This window comes from Frankia sp. KB5 (assembly GCF_002099325.1).
GTDB classification, from domain to species: Bacteria; Actinomycetota; Actinomycetes; order Frankiales; family Frankiaceae; genus Frankia; species Frankia casuarinae.
The window spans coordinates 1-3,420 of the sequence record NZ_MRUJ01000137.1 but is presented as its reverse complement, the minus strand read 5'-3'; the positions used below and the strand labels follow the sequence as shown (position 1 = coordinate 3,420).

At 74.1% G+C, this 3,420-nt stretch carries 3 protein-coding genes and 1 pseudogene; 3 read left to right on the top strand and 1 reads right to left on the bottom strand.

Going from position 1 to position 3,420, the window contains the following annotated elements; genetic code table 11:
* The 3 genes from gabT to KBI5_RS14395 all read left to right on the top strand — a co-directional run.
* On the top strand, nt 1-1,214 hold a 1,214-nt coding region (gene gabT / locus KBI5_RS14405; RefSeq protein ID WP_085015508.1), incomplete at its 5' end, for a 4-aminobutyrate--2-oxoglutarate transaminase.
* Between the two features lie 177 nt (nt 1,215-1,391).
* The gene (locus KBI5_RS25345) at nt 1,392-2,036 is read left to right on the top strand and encodes a DUF6758 family protein (protein WP_035941931.1); all 645 of its coding nucleotides are present in this window, start codon (nt 1,392-1,394) and stop codon (nt 2,034-2,036) included.
* A 206-nt stretch (nt 2,037-2,242) separates the two neighbouring features.
* Nucleotides 2,243-3,223: a YegS/Rv2252/BmrU family lipid kinase gene (locus KBI5_RS14395; protein ID WP_241882905.1), complete on the top strand. Its 981-nt coding sequence runs from the start codon at nt 2,243-2,245 to the stop codon at nt 3,221-3,223.
* Here the strand turns inward: KBI5_RS14395 and KBI5_RS27355 are convergent.
* Nucleotides 3,207-3,420: pseudogene (locus tag KBI5_RS27355) on the bottom strand (cytochrome ubiquinol oxidase subunit I); the annotation flags it as partial. The gene KBI5_RS14395 and the pseudogene KBI5_RS27355 overlap by 17 nt on opposite strands.

Genomic DNA, 3,420 nt, shown 5'->3' with positions numbered 1-3,420 from the left:
GCAACTCGCTCATCGACTTCGGTTCGGGGATCGCGGTGGTCAGCGTCGGCAACGCTGCGGACGGGGTCGTCGAGGCCGTGCGCGAGCAGATCGGCCGGTTCACCCACACCTGCTTCATGGTGACGCCGTACGAGGGCTATATCGCCGTCTGTGAGGCGCTGAACCGGCTGACGCCGGGTACCCATGAGAAACGCTCGGCATTGTTCAACTCCGGAGCGGAGGCCGTCGAGAACGCCGTCAAGATCGCGCGCAGTGCGACCGGCCGGGGCGCGGTCGTCGTCTTCGAGCACGCTTACCATGGCCGGACGAACCTGACGATGGCGATGACCGCGAAGTCGATGCCCTACAAGAGTGGGTTCGGGCCGTTCGCGCCCGAGGTCTACCGGATGCCGCTGGCGTATCCCTACCGCTGGCCGACCGGTCCCGACCGCTGTGGGGAGGAGGCCGCCGAGCGGGTGATCGAGCTCGTGCGGGACGAGATCGGGRCCGCGTCCGTCGCCGCGATGGTCATCGAGCCGATCCAGGGGGAGGGCGGTTTCATCGTCCCCGGGACCGGGTTCCTGCCCCGCCTCGCCGAGTTCTGTACGGTCGCGGGGATCGTGTTCGTCGCGGACGAGGTGCAGACCGGGTTCGCCCGGACCGGGACGATGTTCGCCTGCGAGCACGAAGGCGTCGTCCCGGATCTCATCACCACCGCCAAGGGCATCGCCGGCGGCCTGCCGCTCGCGGCCGTCACCGGCCGTGCGGAGATCATGGACGCCCCCCAGGTCGGCGGGCTCGGCGGCACCTACGGGGGGAACCCGGCGGCCTGCGCCGCGGCTCTCGCCGCGATCGACCTCATCGAGTCCGAGGACCTGGCCGGCCGGGCCCGCCGGATCGGCGAGATCGCCCTGCCCCGCCTGCACGCGTTGCGCGAGCGGTACGACTTCGTCGGGGATGTCCGGGGGCGGGGCGCGATGGTCGCCCTGGAGCTGGTCCGGGGCGCCGGCGACGACAGCCCGGACAAGGTCCTCACCGCCGCCGCGGCCGCCGCCTGCCATCGTCGCGGCCTGATCGTGCTCACCGCGGGCACCTGGGGCAACGTGCTCCGGCTGCTGCCACCGCTGGTGATCGAGGAGCCGTTGCTGCTGGCTGGCCTCGATCTCCTCGACGAGGCGTTCGCGGAGCTCGCGGCGCGCCGTCAGCCTCCCTCCCCGGCCCGCCCGGAGGGGTGACGGCCCGCCCGGAGGGGTGACGGAGGGGTGGCGCACCCGGCTGTTCGGCATATCTGCCCAGGTCGGACGATTGCGGGTGGGAACCTGGTGGGGCGATTGYGGGTGGAAAGCCGAGGGCATACCGGTGCCGGAGTGCCGATGTTCGGCGACATCTCCACCTACGCCAGGAGGCGCCCGGTGACCATTGCTGCGGCCTGCCCGCGCTGTCTCGGACCGCTGCGTCCACCCGATCTGTGGAGCAGCCAGTGGCGGTGCGACGATCACGGGGAGGTGAGTCCCTACCGCACCGCCGTGTCGTCGCGGGAACAGGCGCTCCACGCGCTGTCGAAGACCTCGACGGTCCCGATCTGGTTGCCGCAGCCGATGCCGGTCCACTGGTACGTCAGCGGCGTCGGCTGGGCCGGTGACGAGCGTACCGGGCCGCGTGCCACGGCAGTCGCCGCCGCCGGGCCCTCTCCGTTGGGCGGGCCGGCCGAGATGGTGCTCGTCGCCGAGGCGCCTCGGGTGGGACTCGGCGCCCGGCTCGCGGGCATCAGCGGTCCCGATCCCGAACCGCTGCCCGGCGTACCGGAGGCGAAGGTAGAGGCCGCCGGGCATCCCACGGCGCTGTGGCCGCTGGTCGTACCCCCCGATCGGGCGGCGTTCGTCGGGGAGGCCCGGGGGGTGTGGCTGTGGCTGGTGCTCTGGCCGGCCGACGCGGCCCTGCTCCTGCTGGAACACCTCGTGCTGCGGGACCTGCGCGACGATCCGCAGCTCGGCGAGCGGTCGTTCTTCGGTGCATCGAGCCAGCACCTGTCCGCGGGGCCGCTGCCCGGGCGGTGAGCCGCCATGGCCCCGCATCCCCGGCCCCGCATCCCCGGCCCCGCATCCCTGGCCCCGCATCCCCGGCCCCGCATCCCCGGCCCCGCATCCCTGGCCCCGCATCCCCGGCCCCGCATCCCCGGCCCCGCATCCCTGGCCCCGCATCCCCGGCCCCGCATCCCCGGCCGTTGGGGGACCTGCCGCACCCGCCCGTAAGCTCGCTCACCATGACGGACGCCGCTGCCCCCCGCACACCCTCCCGGGGAAGCCTCGGTACGGTGGCGCCGCAGCCGCTGCGGGTCGAACCCGCCGAGGTCGACCGCAACCGGCTGGCCGTGATCGTCAACCCGAGCGCGGGTCACGGGCGGGCGATGCGGATGCTCGACGGCGTCCGCGCCGAGCTCGCGCGCTGGGCGCGGGACGTCCGGGTCACCCCGACCCGCGACCTCGCCCACGCGGACGATCTCGCGGCGGCGGCCACCGCCCAGGGCCGGGTCGTGGTCGCGCTCGGGGGCGACGGCCTAGCCGGCGCGGTGGCAGGGGGGGTGGCCCGCTGCGGCGGCGTGCTCGCGGTGCTCCCCGGCGGGCGCGGTAACGACTTCGTGCGTGGTCTCGGCTTGCCCCGCGACCCGTGCCGCGTCGCGGCCGGGCTTGCGCACGCCCGGGAACGCCGGGTCGACCTGCCCGAGGTCGGCGGCCGGCCGTTTCTGGGGATCGCGAGCGTCGGCTACGACTCCGACGTCCAGGTGATCGCTAACCGGACCCGGTTCCTGCGCGGCCAGCAGGTCTACACCTACGCGGCGCTGCGGGCGCTGGCCGCCTGGCGCCCGGCGCGCTTCACGGTGACGGTGGACGACCTCGCGCCTCGGGACCTGGTCGGGTGGACGGTTGCGGCGGCGAACTCGGCGTACTACGGCGGCGGGATGCGGTTCGCCCCCGGGGCGGACATCGCCGACGGGCTGCTGGACGTCCTGCTGATCTCGCGCACCTCCCGCCTGACGTTCCTGGCGCTGTTCCCGCGGGTGTTCTCCGGGCGTCACGTCGACACCCGGCACGTGCGGGTGCTGCGGGCCCGGCGGGTGCGCATCGAGGCCGACCGGCCCTTCGCCGTCTACGCCGACGGCGATCCGCTGGCGTCGTTGCCGGCGGAGATCGTCGTGCGCCCCGGTGCCCTGCGGCTGCTCGTGCCGGTTATTCCGGCGTCCTGAAGCCGGATTCCGGCGCCGGGCGGTCGGGTTCGGCCGCTGTGGGTTCGGCCGCTGTGGATTCGGCCGGGTCCGCGGTCTCGGGCCTCGGCGTGGTCTCGGGTGTCAGCGTGGTCTCGGGGGTCAGCGTGATCTCGGGGGTCGCATGATAGTCGATGCGGCCGGCTGCCTGGGGATAGTGCAGGTCGAACGCCGGGCGT